20 protein-coding genes are annotated in these 20,111 nt (G+C 67.5%); 10 read left to right on the top strand and 10 right to left on the bottom strand.

Translation table 11 applies throughout. The features are described 5' to 3' along the window. Nucleotides 1-108: 108 nt before the first annotated feature. Entirely contained in the window at nt 109-462 is a 354-nt protein-coding gene (gene uraH / locus PM1_RS10605) for a hydroxyisourate hydrolase (protein WP_009618677.1), read from the bottom strand. Between the two features lie 409 nt (nt 463-871). Between uraH and puuE the strand changes: the two genes are divergently transcribed. From puuE to PM1_RS10575, 6 genes are all read left to right on the top strand, one after another. After that, entirely contained in the window at nt 872-1,801 is a 930-nt protein-coding gene (puuE, locus tag PM1_RS10600; protein WP_009618675.1) for an allantoinase PuuE, read from the top strand. Next, on the top strand, nt 1,798-2,313 hold the full coding sequence (uraD, locus tag PM1_RS10595) for a 2-oxo-4-hydroxy-4-carboxy-5-ureidoimidazoline decarboxylase (RefSeq protein WP_009618673.1): 516 nt from the start codon (nt 1,798-1,800) through the stop codon (nt 2,311-2,313). The genes puuE and uraD overlap by 4 nt, the downstream gene beginning before the upstream one ends. Nucleotides 2,314-2,353: 40 nt before the next feature. Next, nucleotides 2,354-3,349, top strand: a complete 996-nt coding sequence (gene alc / locus PM1_RS10590) for an allantoicase (RefSeq protein WP_009618671.1) — start codon at nt 2,354-2,356, stop codon at nt 3,347-3,349. A 102-nt stretch (nt 3,350-3,451) separates the two neighbouring features. Further along, nucleotides 3,452-3,958, top strand: coding sequence for an ureidoglycolate lyase (locus PM1_RS10585; protein WP_009618668.1), 507 nt, complete (start codon nt 3,452-3,454; stop codon nt 3,956-3,958). A gap of 52 nt (nt 3,959-4,010) precedes the next feature. Beyond that, nucleotides 4,011-5,321, top strand: coding sequence for a urate hydroxylase PuuD (locus PM1_RS10580; RefSeq protein ID WP_024128631.1), 1,311 nt, complete (start codon nt 4,011-4,013; stop codon nt 5,319-5,321). A gap of 503 nt (nt 5,322-5,824) precedes the next feature. Then, complete coding sequence (locus PM1_RS10575; RefSeq protein ID WP_009618664.1) at nt 5,825-7,171, top strand: nucleobase:cation symporter-2 family protein; 1,347 nt, start codon at nt 5,825-5,827, stop codon at nt 7,169-7,171. A gap of 201 nt (nt 7,172-7,372) precedes the next feature. Here the strand turns inward: PM1_RS10575 and PM1_RS10570 are convergent, their stop codons facing one another. The 3 genes from PM1_RS10570 to speE all read right to left on the bottom strand — a co-directional run bounded on the left by PM1_RS10570 (nt 7,373) and on the right by speE (nt 11,481). Next, nucleotides 7,373-8,158 carry a sulfite exporter TauE/SafE family protein gene (locus tag PM1_RS10570; protein ID WP_009618662.1) on the bottom strand — a complete coding sequence of 262 codons (786 nt, stop codon included), beginning with the start codon at nt 8,156-8,158 and terminating at the stop codon, nt 7,373-7,375. A 161-nt stretch (nt 8,159-8,319) separates the two neighbouring features. Continuing rightward, nucleotides 8,320-10,398: an LTA synthase family protein gene (locus PM1_RS10565; protein WP_009618660.1), complete on the bottom strand. Its 2,079-nt coding sequence runs from the start codon at nt 10,396-10,398 to the stop codon at nt 8,320-8,322. Nucleotides 10,399-10,620: 222 nt separating this feature from the next. After that, complete coding sequence (speE, locus tag PM1_RS10560) at nt 10,621-11,481, bottom strand: polyamine aminopropyltransferase (protein ID WP_009618658.1); 861 nt, start codon at nt 11,479-11,481, stop codon at nt 10,621-10,623. A 233-nt stretch (nt 11,482-11,714) separates the two neighbouring features. Here speE and PM1_RS10555 point away from each other — a divergent pair, with 233 nt between their 5' ends. Both PM1_RS10555 and PM1_RS10550 read left to right on the top strand, forming a co-directional pair. After that, nucleotides 11,715-12,623: a DNA-3-methyladenine glycosylase family protein gene (locus PM1_RS10555; RefSeq protein ID WP_024128630.1), complete on the top strand. Its 909-nt coding sequence runs from the start codon at nt 11,715-11,717 to the stop codon at nt 12,621-12,623. A gap of 4 nt (nt 12,624-12,627) precedes the next feature. Next, entirely contained in the window at nt 12,628-13,125 is a 498-nt protein-coding gene (locus PM1_RS10550; protein ID WP_009618654.1) for a methylated-DNA--[protein]-cysteine S-methyltransferase, read from the top strand. Nucleotides 13,126-13,425: 300 nt separating this feature from the next. Here the strand turns inward: PM1_RS10550 and PM1_RS10545 are convergent, their stop codons facing one another. From PM1_RS10545 to aroC, 6 genes are all read right to left on the bottom strand, one after another. Further along, nucleotides 13,426-13,617: a PLDc N-terminal domain-containing protein gene (locus PM1_RS10545; protein ID WP_009618652.1), complete on the bottom strand. Its 192-nt coding sequence runs from the start codon at nt 13,615-13,617 to the stop codon at nt 13,426-13,428. 52 nt (nt 13,618-13,669) lie between these two features. Further along, on the bottom strand, nt 13,670-14,353 hold the full coding sequence (gene mtnC / locus PM1_RS10540) for an acireductone synthase (protein WP_009618650.1): 684 nt from the start codon (nt 14,351-14,353) through the stop codon (nt 13,670-13,672). Between the two features lie 113 nt (nt 14,354-14,466). Beyond that, a complete protein-coding gene (locus PM1_RS10535; protein WP_009618648.1) occupies nt 14,467-15,012 on the bottom strand; it encodes a 1,2-dihydroxy-3-keto-5-methylthiopentene dioxygenase in 546 nt (181 codons plus the stop codon). Between the two features lie 30 nt (nt 15,013-15,042). After that, nucleotides 15,043-15,669, bottom strand: coding sequence for a methylthioribulose 1-phosphate dehydratase (locus tag PM1_RS10530; RefSeq protein ID WP_009618646.1), 627 nt, complete (start codon nt 15,667-15,669; stop codon nt 15,043-15,045). Further along, nucleotides 15,666-16,817 carry an MFS transporter gene (locus tag PM1_RS10525; protein WP_009618644.1) on the bottom strand — a complete coding sequence of 384 codons (1,152 nt, stop codon included), beginning with the start codon at nt 16,815-16,817 and terminating at the stop codon, nt 15,666-15,668. The genes PM1_RS10530 and PM1_RS10525 overlap by 4 nt, the downstream gene beginning before the upstream one ends. 59 nt (nt 16,818-16,876) lie before the next feature. After that, complete coding sequence (aroC, locus tag PM1_RS10520; RefSeq protein WP_009618642.1) at nt 16,877-17,968, bottom strand: chorismate synthase; 1,092 nt, start codon at nt 17,966-17,968, stop codon at nt 16,877-16,879. Nucleotides 17,969-18,080: 112 nt separating this feature from the next. Here aroC and PM1_RS10515 point away from each other — a divergent pair, with 112 nt between their 5' ends. Together PM1_RS10515 and PM1_RS10510 are read left to right on the top strand one after the other, a co-directional pair. Continuing rightward, nucleotides 18,081-19,079, top strand: a complete 999-nt coding sequence (locus PM1_RS10515; protein ID WP_084229695.1) for an alpha/beta hydrolase — start codon at nt 18,081-18,083, stop codon at nt 19,077-19,079. A gap of 127 nt (nt 19,080-19,206) precedes the next feature. Further along, a complete protein-coding gene (locus PM1_RS10510; protein WP_009618638.1) occupies nt 19,207-19,992 on the top strand; it encodes a hypothetical protein in 786 nt (261 codons plus the stop codon). The last annotated feature ends 119 nt before the right edge of the window (nt 19,993-20,111 follow it).

Raw genomic sequence — 20,111 nt, 5'->3', positions numbered from 1 at the left:
CCCATCCTACGAAAGCACCTCGGCGCAAAAGCACACAGTCAAAAAAAGACCCGCCAGAGGCGGGCCGATGGGACTCCACGAAGAGTCGGGTGGGAAGTCGGTGGCGGCCTAGCTGCCGCGGTAGGTCGAGTAGCTGTACGGCGAGATCAGCAGCGGCACGTGGTAGTGGTCGCTTTCCGAGGCGATGCCGAAGCGCAGCACCACCTGGTCGAGGAAGGCCGGTTGCGGCAGTTGCACGCCACGGGCGCGGTAGTAGTCGCCGGCGTTGAACTGCAGCTGGTAGACCCCGGCGCGGAAGTCCTCGCCCTGCAGCAGCGGCTCGTCGCAGCGGCCGTCGTCGTTGGTCACGCGGGTGGCGACCAGTTCCAGCTGCTGGCCTTCCACGCGGTAGAGCTCGACCTTGATGCCATGGCCGGGGCAGCCGTGGGCGGAATCCAGTACGTGCGTCGTCAAACGTCCCATGGGCTCTGGGCATCCCCGGCGCGGCCGGCGGACGCCGTCCTCCTTCTCGGTGTGGTGTGGGTTGCACCCCGCAGGCGGCGGCCGGCCGGGTGGGTTGGATGGGACGAAAATACGCCATCACCAAAACATTGTATACAAAAAATTTGCTCCAGCGCCCCGAAACGGCACCCACGCACCAGCACGCGGCATTTCGATCCGCAGCCGGAGCCAGGAAGGCCACAGCCCGCCGGGCTGACCGTTCGGGCAGGTAGTTTGCTTGCTTTACCGACGGATGCGGATGACGACGGATGGCGAAATCGGCACGCGGGATTGTATTTACATACGGCCACACAACTTGTATACAATGTCTCGCAACACGGTGACGCACGCCCTACCGCCCGCGCCGCCCCCAACAAGAAGGAACACTGCAGTGAGCGCTGACTACCCACGCGACCTGATCGGTTACGCCGACAACCCTCCCCACCCGCACTGGCCGGGCGACGCCCGCATCGCGCTGTCCTTCGTGCTCAACTACGAGGAAGGCGGCGAGCGCTGCATCCTCCATGGCGACAAGGAATCCGAGGCCTTCCTCTCCGAGATGGTCGCCGCCCAGCCGCTGCAGGGCGCGCGCAACATGAGCATGGAATCCCTCTACGAATACGGCAGCCGCGCCGGCGTCTGGCGCCTGCTCAAGCTGTTCAGGAAATACGACCTGCCGCTGACCATCTTCGCCGTGGCCATGGCCGCCCAGCGCCACCCGGACGTGATCAAGGCGATGGTCGCCGCCGGCCACGAGATCTGCAGCCACGGCTACCGCTGGATCGACTACCAGTACATGGACGAGGCTCAGGAGCGCGAGCACCTGCTGGAGGCCATCCGCATCCTCACCGAGCTGACCGGCGAGCGCCCGCTGGGCTGGTACACCGGCCGCACCGGCCCGAACACCCGGCGCCTGGTGCGCGAGGAAGGCGGCTTCCTCTACGACTCCGACACCTACGACGACGACCTGCCCTACTGGGACCCGCAGAGCACCGCCGAGAAGCCGCACCTGGTGATCCCCTACACCCTGGACACCAACGACATGCGCTTCACCCAGGTGCAGGGCTTCAACAAGGGCGACGACTTCTTCGAATACCTCAAGGACGCCTTCGACGTGCTCTACGCCGAAGGCGCCGAGGGCGCGCCGAAGATGCTCTCCATCGGCATGCACTGCCGCCTGCTCGGCCGCCCGGCGCGCCTGGCCGCGCTGGAGCGCTTCATCCAGTACGTGAAGGGCCACGAGAAGGTCTGGATCGCCCGCCGCGTCGACATCGCCCGCCACTGGCACGAAAAGCACCCGTTCAAGGAGAGCCAGGCATGAGCCGCTTCCAGACCCTCACCCCGGCCAGCCTCGACCGCGCAGCCTTCGTCGCCGCCTTCGCCGACATCTACGAGCACTCCCCCTGGGTGGCCGAGAAGGCCTACGACCTGGGCGTGGACGAAAGCCTCAACGACATCGAGAGCCTGCAGCAGCGCATGGCCGACATCCTCCTGTCGGCCAGCCATGAAGCCCAGCTGGCACTGATCAATGCTCACCCGGACCTCGCCGGCAAGGCCGCGGTGCGCGGCGAGCTGACCGCCTCCAGCACCTCCGAGCAGGCCGGCGCCGGCATCCACGAGTGCACCGCCGAGGAATTCGCCCGCTTCAACGAACTCAACGATGCGTACAAGGCGAAATTCGGCTTCCCCTTCATCAAGGCGGTGAAGGGCAGCAACCGCCACCAGATCCTCGCGGCCTTCGAGGAGCGCATCCACAACACGCCGGAGCAGGAATTCCAGACCGCCCTGGCCGAGATCAACAAGATCGCGATGTTCCGTCTGCAGCAGCTGTGAGCGCGCAGGACCGGACTAACACGTCACCAAGGAGAACAAGATGAGAACCTACAACGCTCCCTTCGAGAAATTCGTCAACCTGGCCGACGAGCGCCTGGGGAGCAAGGTGATCAGCGTCACCGACGAATGGTTCGCCGCTGCCAGCCGCATGCTGCAGCCCACCCCCGCGGTGTGGAAGGAAGGCGTATTCGACGACAACGGCAAGTGGATGGACGGCTGGGAATCCCGCCGCAAGCGCTTCGAAGGCTATGACCACGCGGTGATCCGCCTGGGCGTGCCGGGCTCGATCAAGGGCGTGGACATCGACACCAGCTTCTTCACCGGCAACTTCCCGCCGTCGGCCTCCCTCGACGGCTGCTTCGTCGCCGAAGGCGACCCGAGCGACGACACCCAGTGGACCGAAGTGCTGTCCTCCGTCGAACTGCAAGGCAACAGCCACCACTACCACGAGATCAGCGACGAGCGCCCCTACACCCACCTGCGCCTGAACATCTACCCGGACGGCGGCGTGGCGCGCCTGCGCGTGTACGGCATCCCGTTCCGCGACTGGGCCAAGCAGAACCCCGACGAGCAGGTCGACCTGGCCGCGGCACTGAACGGCGGCCGCGCCCTCGCCTGCTCCGACGAACACTTCGGCCGCATGAGCAACATCCTCAACCCCGGCCGCGGCGTGAACATGGGCGACGGCTGGGAAACCGGCCGCCGCCGCACCCCGGGCAACGACTGGGTGATTGTCGCGCTGGGCCACGCCGGCATCGTCGAGAAGATCGTCGTCGACACCCTGCACTTCAAGGGCAACTACCCGGAGAGCTGCAACATCCAGGCGGCCTTCGTGAAGGGCGGCACCGACAGCCAGATCGCCACCCAGAGCCTGTACTGGCGCGAACTGCTGCCCAGCCAGAAGCTGCAGATGCACAACGAGCACACCTTCATCGAGCAGATCAAGGAACTGGGCCCGATCACCCACGTGCGCCTGAACATCTTCCCCGACGGTGGCGTCAGCCGTCTGCGCCTGTTCGGCAAGGTGGCCAGGTAAGCGAAACACCGCCGTCGTCCCCGCAGGCGCGGGGATGACGGAAAGAAAAAGCGGTTCCCGGGCCCCGCCCGGGCTCAGTACAACAAATACAAGTGACCAGCCATGCGTACCCTGAAGATCGAACCGTTGACCAAGGAAGCCTTCGCCCCGTTCGGTGATGTCATCGAGACCGAGGGCAGCGCCCACTTCATGATCAACAACGGTTCCACCCGCCGCTATCACAAGCTCGCCACGGTCGAGACCGCGCAGCCCGAGGATAAGGCGATCATCAGCATCTTCAGCGCCGAAGCACTGGAGATGCCCTTGCGCATCCGCATGCTGGAGCGTCATCCGCTGGGCAGCCAGGCCTTCGTCCCGCTGCTCGGCAACCCCTTTCTGGTCGTGGTCGCGCCACTTGGCGACGTACCTGTACCGGGCCTTGTCCGCGCCTTCCTGACCAACGGAAGGCAGGGCATCAATTACCACCGCGGCGTCTGGCACCACCCGGTGCTGACGATCGAAAAGCGGGATGACTTCCTGGTGGTCGATCGCAGCGGTTCCGGCAACAACTGCGACGAGCATTTCTTCACCGAGGACGAGCAACTGCTCCTCGACCCCCAACTAAACTAATAAGAGAGGCCCGTCCGCCGCGACGCCGGTGCCCGGGCAAGAGGTAATGACTGTGGAAGCACATCTCATCGAATGGGCGAACCTGCTGGTTCGCTGGATTCACATGATCGTCGGCATCGCCTGGATCGGTGCCTCGTTCTACTTCGTCTGGCTGGAAAACAACCTCAACCGCGTCAACCCGCGCGAGGGGCTCTCGGGCGACCTCTGGGCAATCCACGGTGGCGGCATCTACCACCTGGAGAAATACAAGCTGGCGCCGCCGAAGATGCCGGACAACCTCCACTGGTTCAAATGGGAGGCCTACTCCACCTGGCTCTCGGGCGTGTGCCTGCTGACCATCGTCTTCTACCTGAACCCCAGCCTGTACCTGGTGGCCCCGGGCAGCGACCTGGCGCCCGCCGCGGCCATCGCCATCGGCATCGGCTCGCTGATCGCCGGCTGGTTCATCTACTCCGGCCTGTGCGACTCGCCGCTGGGCAAGACCCCCGCCCTGCTCGGCGCCATCCTGTTCGCCCTGCTGGTGCTCGCCGCCTACCTCCTCAGCCAGGTGTTCAGCGGCCGCGGCGCCTACCTGCACGTCGGCGCGATCATCGGCACCATCATGGTCGGCAACGTGTTCCGGGTGATCATGCCGGCCCAGCGCGCGCTGGTTAAGGCCATCGAGGAAGGCCGCGAGCCCGACCCGGTGCTGCCGGCCAAGGGCCTGCTGCGTTCGCGCCACAACAACTACTTCACCCTGCCGGTGCTGTTCATCATGATCAGCAACCACTTCCCGAGCACCTACGGCAGCCACTACAACTGGCTGATCCTGGCGTGCATCGCGGCGCTGGCGGTGATAGTGCGGCACTACTTCAACACCCGCCACAACGGCAACGGCATGGCCTGGGCCCTGCCCGCCGGCGCCGTGGGCATGATCGCTCTGGCCTTCGTCACCGGCCCGACGCTGCAGACCGCCGCCCCCGCCGGCAACGCCGCGCAGGTGCAGTACCAGCCGCTGCCGGAAACCGCCATCGGCGGCAAGACCGCCGCCGAACGCGCCAAGGGAGAGGCCGACAAGCCCGCCGCCGCGCAGGCCCAGGCGCAAGCCTCGGCGCCCGCTGGCGTGGATTTCGACAAGGTTCATCACGTGATCCAGGAGCGCTGCGTAGCCTGCCACTCGGCCAAGCCGACCAGCCCGCTGTTCAGCGCGGCCCCGGCCGGCGTGATGTTCGACACCCCGCAGCAGATCCAGGCCCAGGCCGCGAAGATCCAGGCCCTGGCCGTGGCCTCCCAGGTGATGCCGCTGGGCAACATCACCCAGATGACCCAGGACGAGCGCAACCTGCTCGGCAACTGGATCGCCAAGGGCGCCCAGACCAACTGAGCCACCGCGGTTCGCCGGAACCAGAAAGACCGCACCTTCGGGTGCGGTTTTTTTATGCCCGCGGGGCTCACGGCGAGCTGGCGAGTTGTAGGAGCAACTATCTTACCGACTGCGTCAGGGGCGCTCTTCGTAGGATGGGTTGAGCTTGCGAAACCCATGTTGCCGTGGCGATGGGTATCGCTTCGCTCAACCCATCCTACGAGGCTTTGAACCCACCTGCAGGAACATCGAACCCATGAAATAAAAATGTAGTCCCACCCGACCTACGGCTACATCCCGCCGAAGCCACGGAACACGCGGCCTAGAGCGACCCGAAACCCATCATTCACAAGCCGACCGGAGAGTTGTATACAAAAACATATTGAAGCGAATACACATCGACGCTATAAAGTCCCGCACCGCTTCACCCGCACGGCCCCGGGGGTGTGGCGAGCCAGTACTACCCGGCCGCCGAGCCTGATCGGCGTCCACCAGTGACACAACAATAAAAATCGAGGTGTTGCATGTCCGAGGTAACTGAGCGCCACGCGGCCGGCTCGTCCGCCGACCAGCGTCTGCCGTTGCTGCAACTGCTGCTGGTGGGATTCCAGCACGTGCTCCTGATGTACGGCGGCGCCGTGGCCGTCCCGCTGATCGTCGGCCAGGCCGCCGGCCTGTCCCGCGAGGAAATCGCCTTCCTGATCAACGCCGACCTGCTGGTCGCCGGCATCGCCACCGTGGTGCAGTCGCTGGGCATCGGCCCGATCGGCATCCGCATGCCGGTGATGATGGGCGCCAGCTTCGCCGCCGTCGGCAGCATGGTGGCCATGGCCGGGATGCCCGGCGTGGGCATCAACGGCATCTTCGGCGCGACCATCGCCGCCGGCCTGTTCGGCATGCTGGTAGCGCCCTTCATGAGCCGCATCGTGCGCTTCTTCCCGCCGCTGGTGACCGGCACCGTGATCACCTCCATCGGCATGTGCCTGTTCCCGGTGGCCATCAACTGGGCCGGCGGCGGCAAGGGCGCGGCCAACTTCGGCGCCCTGGAATACCTGTTCCTGTCCAGCCTGGTGCTGGCCGCCATCCTGCTGGTCAACCGCTTCCTCAAGGGCTTCTGGACCAACGTCTCGGTGCTCATCGGCATGCTGCTGGGCTACATCGTCGCCAGCGCCATGGGCATGGTCGACCTGTCCGGCATCGATACCCGCCCGGCCTTCGAGGTGGTCACCCCGCTGCACTTCGGCGCGCCCAGCTTCCACCTGGCGCCGGTGCTGTCGATGTGCCTGGTGGTGCTGATCATCTTCGTCGAGTCCACCGGCATGTTCCTCGCCCTGGGCAAGATCACCGGCGATGAGATCTGCCCCAAGCGCCTGCGCCGCGGCCTGCTGTGCGATGCCACGGCGTCGTTCTTCGCCGGCTTCATGAACACCTTCACCCATTCGTCGTTCGCCCAGAACATCGGCCTGGTGCAGATGACCGGGGTGCGCAGCCGCTTCGTCACCGTGGCCGCCGGCGGCTTCCTGATCCTCCTGAGCCTGATGCCCAAGGCCGCCTACGTGGTCGCCTCGATCCCGCCGGCGGTGCTCGGCGGCGCCGGCATCGCCATGTTCGGCATGGTCGCCGCCAGCGGCATCCGCATCCTCCACGAGGTGGACATCGTCGACCGCCGCAACCAGCTGCTGGTGGCGGTGAGCATCGGCATGGGCATGGTCCCGGTGGTGCGCCCGGACTTCTTCGCCGCCCTGCCCGCCTGGATGGAACCGATCACCCACAGCGGCATCGCCATGACCGCGATCTGGGCCGTGCTGCTCAACCTGCTGTTCAACATCCTCGGCGAACGTGGCCGCGACGCCCTCTGCGGGCACCACTGAAGCCGACGCTTTCGGCGGGCCCCTCCCGACGCCCGCCGCTTCCAGCCGCGCCTCACTCCTGCGCGGCTTTTTTCATTCGCGCGGTAGTGACTGGAGCAACTGCCGGCGCAGTGCCGTAGGGGTTAAGAGCGCCTACACCGCCGGGAAGCTCCATTCGCGAGCAAGCTCGCTCCCACGACCCCAGAGAACCGCCGAACCGAATCAGAACACCAGCTTGTAGCCAATGCTGAACAGCATCACCGCCAGGCACGGCCGCAGGACGTTGTCCGAGATGCGCCCGGACAGATGGCTGCCCAGGTAGATCCCCGGCAGCGAACCGCACAGCAGGTACCCCAGCAGTTGCCAGTCCATGTTGCCCATGCTGGCGTGGCCCAGGCCGGCCACCAGCGTCAGAGGCACCGCGTGGGCGATCTCGGTGCCCACCAGGCGCCGGGTGGCGAGGAAGGGATAGAGCACGAACAACGCCACCGTGCCCAGCGCGCCGGCGCCGATGGAGGTCAGCGCGACCATGGCGCCGAGCACCACGCCGGTGAGAATCGTGAGGCCGTTGAGGCTGGCGCCGCCCAGGTGGTAATGATCGCCGGCATGCTTGTGGGCGAAGGCCAGCAGCTTCTGCTTGAACAGGATGGCCAGGGCGGTGAGCAGCAGGACCACGCCCAGGGCGTGCTTGATCACCGTGTTCAGCGCCTGGGTGTCGGCGCCCAGGCTGTGCAGGAACAGCAGGGTCAGGCCCGCCGCCGGCACGCTGCCGAGGGTCAGCCAGCCGGTGATGCGCCAGTCGACGTTCTTGTGCCGGGTGTGCACCAGCACGCCGCCGGACTTGGTGATGGCCGCGTACAGCAGGTCGGTGCCCACGGCGGCGGCCGGGTTGATGCCGAACCAGAGCAGGATGGGCGTCATCAGCGAACCGCCGCCGACGCCGGTCATGCCCACGATGAACCCGACCAGCAAGCCTGCGACAACGAAACCAAGGACGCCGAATTCCATCAACCCTTCCTGAAAGCCGTGAACGGCTTGCGAAAACCGGCGGGCAGGATAGCGGCTTTCCTTATAAGCGCTTATATCAATATCGACTTAATTTATAACCAAATCTTAAAGCGCCGCCCACGAAAAAGGGGCCCGCAGGCCCCTTCTCCGTCACGCGCCGGTCAGTCGCTGTCCGGCTTGCTGTCCACCACGCCAGTGGTGTTGTTCAGCAGGCTCTTGGTCGCGGTCTGGATGAAGGACTCCAGGCGCTTCTTCAGCTCGGCCTCGTCCGGCACACCCTGCACGCGCTCGGCCTTGGGATGGGCGCCGACCTGGTAGTCGTACACGCGGATGTCGCCTTCCTTGGGCTTGATCAGGATGCGGTTGCCGGAAAGGATGGCCACCACCTGTTCGCTGCCCGAGGGCTTGATCACGCCGAAGCCCTTGTCGCCGGCCGGCAGGTTCAGCAGGTCGCGGCCCCAGCACTGGTGGCGCACCTCGCCGCCCAGGCGGCCCATGATGGTCGGCACGATGTCGATCTGGGTGCCGACGGTGTCGCGGCTGGCGCCGTACTTCTCCTGAATGCCCGGGGCGATGATCAGCAGCGGCACGTTGAAGCGGAACAGGTCCATCTCGGTCAGCTGTTCCGGCGCGCCGAAGCCGTGGTCGCCCACCACCACGAACAGGGTGTCCTTGTAGTACGGCGACTTCTTGGCCTTCTCGAAGAACTGGCCCAGCGCCCAGTCGGAGTAGCGCATGGCGGTCAGGTGCTCGTCGAGGCTGCCGTTGCCGGTCACGCGCTCCACCGGCAGGTCCTTGGGCAGGGCGTAGGGCACGTGGTTGGAGAGCGTCTGCAGCAGGGCGTAGAACGGCTTGCCGCTGGCGGCCAGGCGGTCCAGTTCCTCGTTGCCGCGGGAGAACATGTCCTGGTCGGACACGCCCCAGGTCGGGTCGGAGAACACCGGGTTCACGAAGTCGTTGCGGCCGACGAAGGTGGTCATGCCCTGGTTGGCGAAGAAGCCGGACTGGTTGTCCCAGGCGAAATCGCCGTTGTAGACGTAGACGTCGTCGAACTGGCGCGCGCTGAGCAGCTGCGGCAGGCCGGAGAACTTGTGGCCGCCCTCGGGCGTCTGCATCAGGTACTCGAAGCCCGGCAGGTTGGGGAAGCAGGCCATGGTGGCGAACATGCCCTGGTGGGTGTGGGTGCCGTTGGAGAAGAACTGGGTGAACAGCAGGCCTTCCTTCGACAGCTTGTCGAAGTACGGGGTGATGTTCCCCGGCGCGCCCAGGGCGCCGACGAAGTGGCCGGCGAAACTTTCCATGAGGATCACCACCACGTTCTTCAAGCCCGGCAGCGTGCCTTCGGCCGGCGGGGTGAAGTCGCGGCGGATGGCCGCGTCGTCGGCGTCCACCAGCTTGTCGTTGGGCGTCAGCAGCATCTGCCGCACGGTGTCGCGGGCCTGGTCGTCGGGCAGCGTGGCCTTCCAGATGTTCGCGCGGTCCTCGCCGAAGCGGTCCTCGGCGGCCTTGAGCAGGGTCATGGAGCCGTTCAGGCCCAGGTGGTTGGCGAACATCGAGTCGGTGGTGAAGGCATCGCCCCAGCGCAGCGGCGGGCCTTGGCGCAGGGTGCCGCGGTAGGCGACGCCGGCCACCAGCACCACCACCAGCAGGGCGGCGACGCGCAGGTACCAGGCGGCGGCCGAGGCGCCCACGGCGCTGGGCCGGGTGGCGCGGTCGACGCCGCGGAACAGCATGAACAGCAGCCAGGTGGCCACGGCCCAGGCCAGCAGGTAGCGGACCACCGGGTAGCCGTACCAGATCATGCTCATGACCGTCTTCGGGTCTTCGGACATGTACTGGAACACCAGGCTGTTCAGGCGCTGGTGGAACTCGCGGTAGAAGTCCAGCTCCAGCACGCCGAGGAACAGCGTCAGGCTGGCCAGGGCGGTCAGCCACAGGCGCCAGAACATGCGCCAGCGCATGGCGGTGACGCTGGCCAGGGCGAAGATCATCGGCGCGACTATCAAGATCACCGCGCGGATGTCGAAGCGCAGCCCGGTGACGAAGGCCTCGACGAAGGCGCTGGCCGGGGTGTCGCCGATCAGCTCGCGGTTGTAGATCAGCAGCGCCAGGCGCAACAGGGAGAACATCAGCATCAGCGCCAGGCTGCCGAGCAGGATGAACCCCAGGTGGCTGGACACCGTGGCGCGCGCCAGGTTGGCGGCGCGCTGGCGGGTATTCAGGACTTCCGATTGGCCCATGTTTCAGGTTCCGTTCTGTGCAACGTTCGGTTCGGGCGCCCTCCCCTGCGGGGAGGCGCGGAGGCTCCACGTCCGGGAGCGGGACGTGGAGCGGGCGGCGCATTCTAGTCGGTGAAAATTAGCCGGACCTTAAGAAAGTGCCGTCAAGGTGTCGGATTATGCCCAACGCAGGTGAAAAAAGAGTCGCCGCCGCCGGATGGTTCCGACAACGGCGCTTGCGGATCAGTCGTTGTGCGGCTTGCCGATGGCCTGCAGCACGTACTGCGGCAGGGCGAAGGCGCCCTGGTGGATTTCCGGGTTGTAGTAGCGGGTGGCGATGCCGCTGGCGGCGAAGCGCTGGCGCAGGGTTTCCAGCGGCACGCGGCGCAGGGCGGGCTCAAGAGCACCCCAGGCGAAGGTCATGGCGCCGCCGATGTAGGTGGGCACTGCTGCCTGGTAGAAGTGCCAGTCGGCGAACAGGCCGTTCATCCGACCGGCGGTGTTGCGCACGGTGTCCAGCTGCATGAACGGGGTGCCGTTCTGGGTGACCAGCACGCCGCCCGGGTTCAGGCAGCGGTGGCAGGCCTGGTAGAAGTTCTCGGAGAACAGCACCTCGCCCGGGCCGATGGGGTCGGTGGAGTCGGAGATGATCACGTCGAACCTGCGCTCGGTGGTGGCGACGAAGCGCATGCCGTCGTCGATCACCAGGTCCAGGCGCGCATCGTCGAAGGCGCCGTTGGAGTGGCGCGGCAGGAACTGCCTGCACATGTCGACCACGGTGCCGTCGATCTCGACCATGGTGATGTGCTCGACGCTGGCGTGCTTGCACACCTCGCGCAGCATGCCGCCGTCGCCGCCGCCGATGATCAGCACGCGCCTGGCCGCGCCATGGGCGAGGATGGGCACGTGGGTGAGCATCTCGTGGTAGATGAACTCGTCGGCCTCGGTGGTCTGGATCACCCCGTCCAGGGCCATCACCCGGCCCATGCGGGCATTCTCGAAGATCACCAGGTGCTGGTGCTCGGTGCGCACCTCGTGGAGCAGCTGGTCGACGCTGAAACGCTGGCCGTAGCCTTCGTAGAGGGTTTCCTGGTAATCGCGCATGGGCGGTCTCCCGGTTCGACGGTGAATGAAGCGGGCCGAGGGCCGGCCGTGAAAGGCGCGCATTCTACTGTGCGAGGCATGACAGGTCGAACCCGCGCACTTCGCCCATTCACCTTGCCCATTCACCTTGCCCATTCACCTTGCCCACTCAGTTTGCCCGCTCACTTTGCCCGCTCAGTTTGAAAGCCAGCTGCGGGACGACAGCGCGGCGGCGGCGGGTTATGGTCAGCGCCATGAACGCACCCATCACGCCCCTCGTCCTGCACCTGCCCTACCAGCCACCCTGGGACTGGGCGCAGTTCCACGCCCATTTCGCCCTGCGCCGCCTGGCCGGGGTGGAAACCCTGGGCGAGGCGCATTACCGACGCAGCCTGCACCTGGATGGCGTGCCCGGCTGGATGGACATCCGCCCGCTGGCCGACGAGCCGGCGCTGCGCCTGGAGCTGCACCTGGACGGCGCCGGCGCCGACAGCGCCCCGCTGGCCGCGCGGGTGCGCAAGATGTTCGATCTGGACAGCGACCCGCGGGCGGTGGCCGCGCACCTGGGCGCCGACCCGCTGCTGCGCCCGCTCGTCGAGGCCTGGCCAGGGCTGCGCCTGCCCTGCGCCTTCGATCCGTTCGAGCAGGCGGTGCGCGCCATCGTCGGCCAGCAGGTCACGGTGAAGGCCGCGGTGACCATCACCGGCCGCCTGGTGCAGCGCCTCGGCCAGCCCCTGGGCAACGCCGTGGCCGACGGCCCGCAGTACCTCTTCCCTACCCCGCGGGCCCTGGCCGAGGCGGACCTGGACGGCATCGGCATGCCCGGCAAGCGTGTGGCCAGCCTGCAGCGCTTCGCCGCCGCGGTGGCCGAAGGCGCCCTGGAACTGCACGTGGAGGATGGCGCGCAAGCGCTGGTGAAGCGCCTCTGCGAGCTGCCCGGCATCGGCCCCTGGACCGCCGAATACGTGGCCCTGCGCGCCTTCGGCGAGGCCGACGCCTTCCCCACCGCCGACCTGGGCCTGCTCAAGTCGCCGGTCTGGGGCGAGGCCGGCACCACCGCCCGCGACCTGCAACGCCGCGCCGAGGCCTGGCGCCCCTGGCGCGCCTACGCCGCCGTCTATCTCTGGCAAGCCTATTCGCAAGGCAGCCGCATCGGAGGATGAAGCCATGCATTACCGCTACTACGACAGCCCCCTCTGCCGCCTGCTGCTGGCCGGCGACGAACAGGGCCTGCGCATGCTCTACATGACCCCCTTCGAAGGCCACGAGCCGGGCCCGGACTGGCGCGAGGCCAGCAGCCAGCTGGATTCCGTGATGAAGCAGCTGGACGAATACTTCGCCGGCAAGCGCAAGGTCTTCGACGTGCGCCTGGCGCCCCAGGGCACCGAGTTCCAGCGCCAGGTCTGGCACGCGCTGACGCAGATTCCCTACGGCCACACCACCTGGTACGCCGACCTGGCCGAACGCATCGGCCGGCCGAAGGCGGTGCGCGCGGTGGGCGCGGCCAACGGCGCCAATCCGATCAGCATCATCATCCCCTGCCACCGGGTGATCGGCCGCGACGGCAGCCTCACCGGCTACGGCGGCGGCCTGCCGCGCAAGGAGGCGCTGCTGCGGCTGGAGGGGGTGATGGTGGGGGAATCGCGGGAGTTGGAGTTGGTTTGATGGGGTTTCCAGGTGGTTTCCGTGTTTCGGGGATATTCCGCCCCTCTCCCCAGCCCTCTCCCTGAAGGGAGAGGGGGCCGTTCGGAGCGAGCTGGAAGCCCAGCCCACTCCTGATGTCTCGAATTGCTTCAACCCACCGCAATCACAGGATCACTCCGAACCCACAGCATGCGGCGGACAGCCCCCTCTCCCTTCAGGGAGAGGGTTGGGGAGAGGGAGCGGAATCGATCCGAAACACCAATGCCAACCGGCAAACTCCATTCGCGAGCAAGCTCGCTCCTACGACCCCCCCCGCCCCCGCTACACCCGCACGTTGCCCTTCGGCCCGGCAATCGCCCAGATCACCAGCCCGAGCAGCGGCAGGATGACGATCACCAACACCCAGATGATCTTGATGGGCACGTCCGCGCTGCTCTTGAGCACGCTGATGATCGCCCAGACGTCGAGGGCGAAGATGATCAGGCCGATCAGGCCGTTGAAGGTCGAACCCATGGCGCCGCTCCCGCTGCTGGAGGTGTGCCCTCCAGCATAGACGGCAGTGGCCTCAGCAGCGGGCCGGGTCGATCAGGGCGAAGCTGGCCTGCGTCTCGTGGCCTTCCAGGGCGCCGCCTTCGCGGGCCAGGCCGATGGTTGCCAGGCCGGCTTCGCGGGCGGCGTCCAGCTCCTGCACCACGTCGGAGAGGAACAGCACCTGCTCCGCCGGCAGGCCGATGGCCTGGACGATGCGCGCATAGGAGGCGGCCTCGCGCTTGGGCCCGCTGGTGGTGTCGAAGTAGCCGGAGAACAGCGGCGCCAGGTCGCCGGCCTCGGAGCAGCCGAAGATCAGCTTCTGCGCCTGGATCGAGCCGGAGGAGTAGACGTACAGGTCATAGCCCTCGGCCTTCCAGCGGCGCAGCGCCTCCACCGCGTCCGGGTAGACGTGGCCCTTGAGCTGGCCGGCGCGGTAGCCCTGCTCCCAGACCTGCCCTTGCAGCGCCTTGAGCGGCGTGGCCTTGCGGTCCTCGGCGATCCACTGCAGGAGGATGGCGATGCAGCGCTCCACGTCGGCGCCGGCTTCGCCGCTCTCGGCGCGCACCGCGTCCAGCTGCGCGGCCACTTCCGCCTCGCCGGCGTGCTCGCGGACGAAATCCGGCAGGTGCGCGGCGGCGTAGGGGAAGAGCACGTCGAAGACGAAGCTGACGGCGCTGGTGGTGCCTTCGATGTCGGTGAGGATGGCTTTGATCGGCATGGTAACTCCGGTGTAACGCTATCCGTAGGAGCGGACCTTGTCCGCGATGGCCGGAGGTTCCGGCGCGATTCGCGGATGAGATCCGCTCCTACGAAAGAAATAGAACGGGGGTGTCAGTCTTCCAGCAGCGGGAAGCGCCTGGCGATCTCGTCGCCGGTGAACTTCGCCACCCAGCCCTCGGGGTTGTTGAACAGGCGGATGGCCACGAAGTGCGGGCGCTCGCCCATGTCGAACCAGTGGCGGGTGCCGGCCGGCACCGAGATCAGGTCGTTCTTCTCGCAGAGCACGGCGTAGACGTGGTCCTCGACGTGCAGGGTGAACAGGCCGCGGCCGGCGACGAAGAAGCGCACTTCGTCCTCGCCGTGGCGGTGTTCGTCGAGGAACTTGGCGCGCAGCTCGTCCTTCTGCGGGTGGTCGGCGCTGAGGCTGACCACGTCGACGGTGACGTAGCCCTGCTCGTCCTTCAGGCGCTGGATCTCCGGGGCGTAGGCGGCGAGCACCTCGTCGGGGCTGGCGCCGGGGGCGATGGGCGCGCTGGCCTGCCAGCGCTCGAAACGCACGCCGAGCTCGGCCAGGGTGGCGGCGATGTCCTCGGCGTGGGTCAGCAGCTTCAGCGGCTGCTCGGGGGCGGATTCGTGGTAGACGGTCAGGCTGCTCATGCTCGGGTCCTCGGGTACTGCCGGATTCGCTCAGCGCGTGCCGCCGCGAAGGCTGATCACTTTAAGTTCGCATTCGAAGAGGAATTCGAAGGCTTCCACCTGGCGCAGGGCATCTTCCATGCGCGGCCCCCAAGTGTACAGGCCGTGGCCGCGGATCAGGTAGCCGGGGCAGTCCGGGTGGGCGTCCAGCCAGGGCTGGACCTTGGCCGCCAGGCGGGCGATGTCCTGGTCGTTGTCGAAGATCGGCACCGTCACCCGGCCCTCGTGGGTGGTGACGCCGGCGAAGGCCTTCTGCAGCTCGTAGTCTTCCAGCTCCAGGCGGTCGGCGGGGGTCAGGCGCGAGAGCACGGTGGCGTTCACCGAGTGGGTGTGCAGCACCGCGCCTATCTCGGCGCGCCAGGCGTACAGCTGGGTGTGCAGCAGCGTCTCGGCCGAGGGCTTCTTCCCCGGTTCGAGGCTGTTGCCGGCAAGATCGGTCTCCAGCACGTCGTCGACGCCCAGCTGGCCCTTGTGCTTGCCCGAGACGGTGAGCAACGCGCGGTCGGCGGCCAGGCGCGCGGAATAGTTGCTGCTGGTGGCCGGCGACCAGCCGCGGCCATACAGGAAGCGCCCGGCCTCGATGATCTGGCGGGTCAGGTGTTCACGGTTGTTGCTCATGGCCGCTCCTCTTTCAGACGGGTACGGATGATAACGGCTGCGGCCAGCGCCGCCAGGCTGGCGATGGCGAAAGTCCAGGCCGGGCCCAGGCTGGCCCAGCTGTAGCCGGAGTAAAGCGCGCCCAGGGCGCCGCCGGTGCCGGCCAGCGCGGCATAGAGCGCCTGCCCTTGCCCCTGCTGGCGCGCCTGGAAGCTACGCTGGACGAAATGGATGGCGGCGGCGTGGAAGGCGCCGAAGGTGGCCGCGTGCAGCAACTGGGCGAACAATAGCAGGCCCAGGTGGTCGGCCAGGCTGCCCAGCAGCAGCCAGCGCAGCGCCGCCAGCAGGACGCTCGCCGCCAGCACCTGGCGCAGGCTGAAACGCCCGAGCAGGCGCGGCATCACCAGGAACAGCAGCACCTCGGCCACCACGCCCAGGGCCCACAGCCAGCCGATCAGCCCGCGGCTGTAGCCGAGGGCCTCCAGGTGCAGGGTGAGGAAGGTGTAGTACGGCCCGTGGGACAGCTGCATCAGGCACACGCACAGGTAGAAGGCGATCACCCCCGGCTGGCGCAGCTGGGCCAGGAAGCCGCTGGCCGGCGCGTCGCCGTGGCGCCAGGCCGGCTGGGCGTTGGGCACCCACCAGCTGGCGGCGACGATGCCCAGCATGATCGCCAGCAGCGCCCAGGGGTAGTAGTCCAGGCTGGTGGCCTCGAACAGCCGGCCCAGGCCGACCACGGTGCAGATGAAGCCGATCGAGCCCCACAGGCGGATGCGGCTGTAGCTGGCGGTGCGCTCGCCCAGGTGGGCCAGGGTGATCACCTCGAACTGCGGCAGCACCGCGTGCCAGAAGAACGCATGCCCGGCCATCACCAGCGCCAGCCAGGCGTAGCTGTGGTCGAGGAAGATCAGCGCGAAGCACGCCGCCGTGCACAGCGCGCCGAAGCGCACGATGCGCAGGCGTTGGCCGGAACGGTCGCCCAGCCAGCCCCACAGGTTCGGCGCCACGCAGCGCATCAGCATGGGAATGGCCACCAGCTCGCCGATGCGCGCGGCGGAAAAGCCCAGGTGGTGGAAGTACAGGGCGAGGAAAGGCGCGGTCCCGCCCAGCAGGCAGAAATAGAAGAAGTAGAAGCTGGACAGGCGCCAGTAGGGGAAAGAAGCAGCCATGGGCTGGAAGCTCGAAGCTGGAAGTGGCGGCTCTGGGCTTCAGGCTTCCAGCTTCTGGCTCAGAGCTGCCCCAGCACCGGCGTATTGACGCGCACGTCGGCATTCTGCGCGCGGTGGCGCAGCAGGTGGTCCATCAGCACGATGGCCATCATCGCCTCGGCGATGGGGGTGGCGCGGATGCCCACGCAGGGGTCATGGCGGCCCTTGGTGACCACGTCCACCGGGTTGCCGTTCACGTCGATGGAGCGGCCGGGGGTGGTGATGCTGGAGGTGGGCTTGAGCGCCAGGTGCGCGACTATCGGCTGGCCGCTGGAGATGCCGCCGAGGATGCCGCCGGCGTTGTTCGACAGGAAGCCCTCGGGGGTCAGCTCGTCGCGGTGCTCGGTGCCGCGCTGGGCGACGCTGGCGAAGCCGGCGCCGATCTCCACGCCCTTGACCGCGTTGATGCTCATCAGCGCGTGGGCCAGTTCCGCGTCCAGGCGGTCGAAGATCGGCTCGCCCAGGCCCGGCGGCACGCCTTCGGCGACCACGGTGATCTTCGCGCCCACCGAATCCTGGTCGCGGCGCAGCTGGTCCATGTAGGCCTCCAGCTCCGCCACCTTGTCCGGGTCGGGGCTGAAGAAGGCGTTCTGCTCGACGCTGTCCCAGGTCTTGAAGGGGATTTCGATCGGGCCCAGTTGGCTCATGTAGCCGCGCACCTGGATGCCCAGGCTCGCCAGGTACTTCTTGGCGATGGCCCCGGCGGCCACGCGCATGGCGGTCTCGCGGGCCGAGGAACGGCCGCCGCCGCGGTAGTCGCGCACGCCGTACTTGTGGTGGTAGCTGTAGTCGGCGTGGGCCGGGCGGAACAGGTCCTTGATCGCCGAGTAGTCCTTGGACTTCTGGTCGGTGTTGCGGATCAAGAGGCCGATCGGGGTGCCGGTGGTCTTGCCCTCGAACACGCCGGAGAGGATTTCCACCTCGTCGGCTTCCTGGCGCTGGGTGGTGTGCCGGCTGGTGCCGGGCTTGCGCCGGTCGAGGTCGCGCTGCAGGTCTTCCAGGGAAAGCTCCAGCCCCGGCGGGCAGCCGTCGACGATGGCGACCAGCGCCGGGCCGTGGCTTTCGCCAGCGGTGGTGACGGTGAACAGCTTGCCGTAGGTGTTGCCGGACATGCGAGGCTCCGCGGAAGACTTGGGTGAACGAAAAGGCCCAGCAGTATACCTGCGACATACCGCCCTGCGAACCTTCCGCGGCGCGCGCCGTCAAACCGCTATCATGCAGTCCATGAAGCCTTCCATGCCGCGCCTTATCGCCCTTCTTTCCTGCTGGCTGTTCGCCGCAATGACCTACGCCGCCTCCCCCACCATCCTGCAACGCCCCTACGACCTGGACACCGGCCACGGCGTGCTGCGCGGCACCCTGCTGCTGCCGCAGACCGCCAGCCCGCCGCCGCTGGCACTGCTGGTGGCCGGCTCCGGCCCCACCGACCGCGACGGCAACAACCCCGAGGGCGGCAACAACGCCTACCTGCGGCGCCTGGCCGAGGCCCTGGCCAGCAACGGCATCGCCAGCCTGCGCTACGACAAGCGCGGCATCGCCCGCAGCCGCGACGCCGCGCCGGACGAACGGCAGCTGAGCGTCGACGGCTACGTCGACGACCTGGTGGCCTGGAGCGACCGGCTGGCCGCGGACCCGCGCTTCGGCCCGCAGGTGCTGGTGGGCCACAGCGAGGGCGCGCTGATCGCCAGCCTGGCCGCGCCGCGCAGCAAGGCCGTGGCCCTGGTGCTGATCGCCGGCAGCGGCCGGTCGATCGACAAGGTGCTGCGCGAGCAGCTTTCGGTGCGCCTGCCGCCGCCCCTGCTGGCGAAGGCCGACGCCATCCTCGACCAGTTGCGCGGCGGCCACCAGGTGCCCGAGGTGCCGGCGCAGCTGAACGCGCTGTTCCGCCCCAGCGTGCAGCCCTACCTGATCTCGCTGTTCCGCCACGACCCGGCGCAGGCGCTGGCCCGGGTGCGCCAGCCGACGCTGATCCTGCAGGGCACCAGCGACATCCAGGTCGACGTGGCCGACGCCCAGGCGCTGCAGCGCGCAAGGCCGGACGCCGAATTGCAGCTGATCTCCGGCATGAACCACATCCTGCGCATCGTCCCGGCCGACGTGAAGAAGCAGCTGGCGTCCTACAACGACCCCGGGCTGCCGCTGGCTCGCGACCTGGTCCAGCGGCTGGTCGGCTTCATCCTGCGAACCCGCCCGCAGACTCCATCGGCCGAAGGCATGAGCTGAAACGGGCGTCTCAAGAAATCACTGTCGGCGTCGATAATCGCTTAGCCCCTGTATGAAAGTCGTTACTTACACGCTTCCTACAGAAGTTGAGTTGATCCCTGGCCGTCGGCCAGGCCCGAGGAATCCGATGACCGACGCCGACCCGCGCAGCGACGCCGCCGCCCCCGCCGAAGCACCGGCCCCGCCCCATCCCTGGGCGGAGCTGGCGCCGGAGCATTTCCGCCTGCTGCGCCTGGCGCCCCTGCCCACCGACCGCAGCACCGGCGCCCGCGCCCTACGCTTCGTCCAGCTCGGCCGGGTGGAGCGCCACGCCCCGGAGCAGAGCCTGTTGCGCCTGAGCATCCAGTTGCCCGGCCAGGCCCTGCGCAAGGAGCAGAACCTGTTCGAGGTCTGGGCCGACCACCGCAACAAGGAAGTGCGTTTCGGCGCCGACAGCGGCTTCGCCCTGGAGCCGATCAACCGCGGCCTGGGCCGCTTCCTGCTGGCCCAGGGCATCGCCTGGGCGCGGCAGAAGTGGGCGCACTACAAGGTCGAGGGCGGCGTGCTGGGGGTGAAGGACGCGCCCAACGAGGACATCCGCCTGCGCCGCGACCACTTCCTGCGCGCCCAGGGCTTCGACGTGGAGTACGAGGACTCGCGCCTGCTCAAGGCCCGCTACGGCGCCGGGCGGGTGAGCGAGCTGTACGACGACTGGAACAAGGACAAGGTGCAACTGGTGCCGCTGCTGGACGCCGCGGCCATGCTGGAACAGGCCGACCAGAACCTGGCCAGCCAGGACAACGAGATCCGCAAGCTGCAGCAGCGCATCGAGACCTTCCGCCGCGACGACACCAGCCTGCGCTTCATCATCGCCTGCCTGACGGTATTCGCGGTGTTCCAGGCCGGGCTGCTGATCTGGATGGCGACGCACTGAGGGCCCAGCGCGGACGGACGGGCACGGCTCGCTCCTACGAAGAGCACGGCCGCGGGAGACTTTTGTAGGATGGGTTGAGCGAAGCGATACCCATCACCACGGCCGCATGGGTTTCGCAA

This window comes from Pseudomonas sp. M1, assembly GCF_022760135.1.
Classification (GTDB): Bacteria; Pseudomonadota; Gammaproteobacteria; order Pseudomonadales; family Pseudomonadaceae; genus Pseudomonas; species Pseudomonas citronellolis.
The sequence above is the reverse complement of the archived record's forward strand: the minus strand, read 5'-3'. Positions and strand labels throughout refer to the sequence as shown.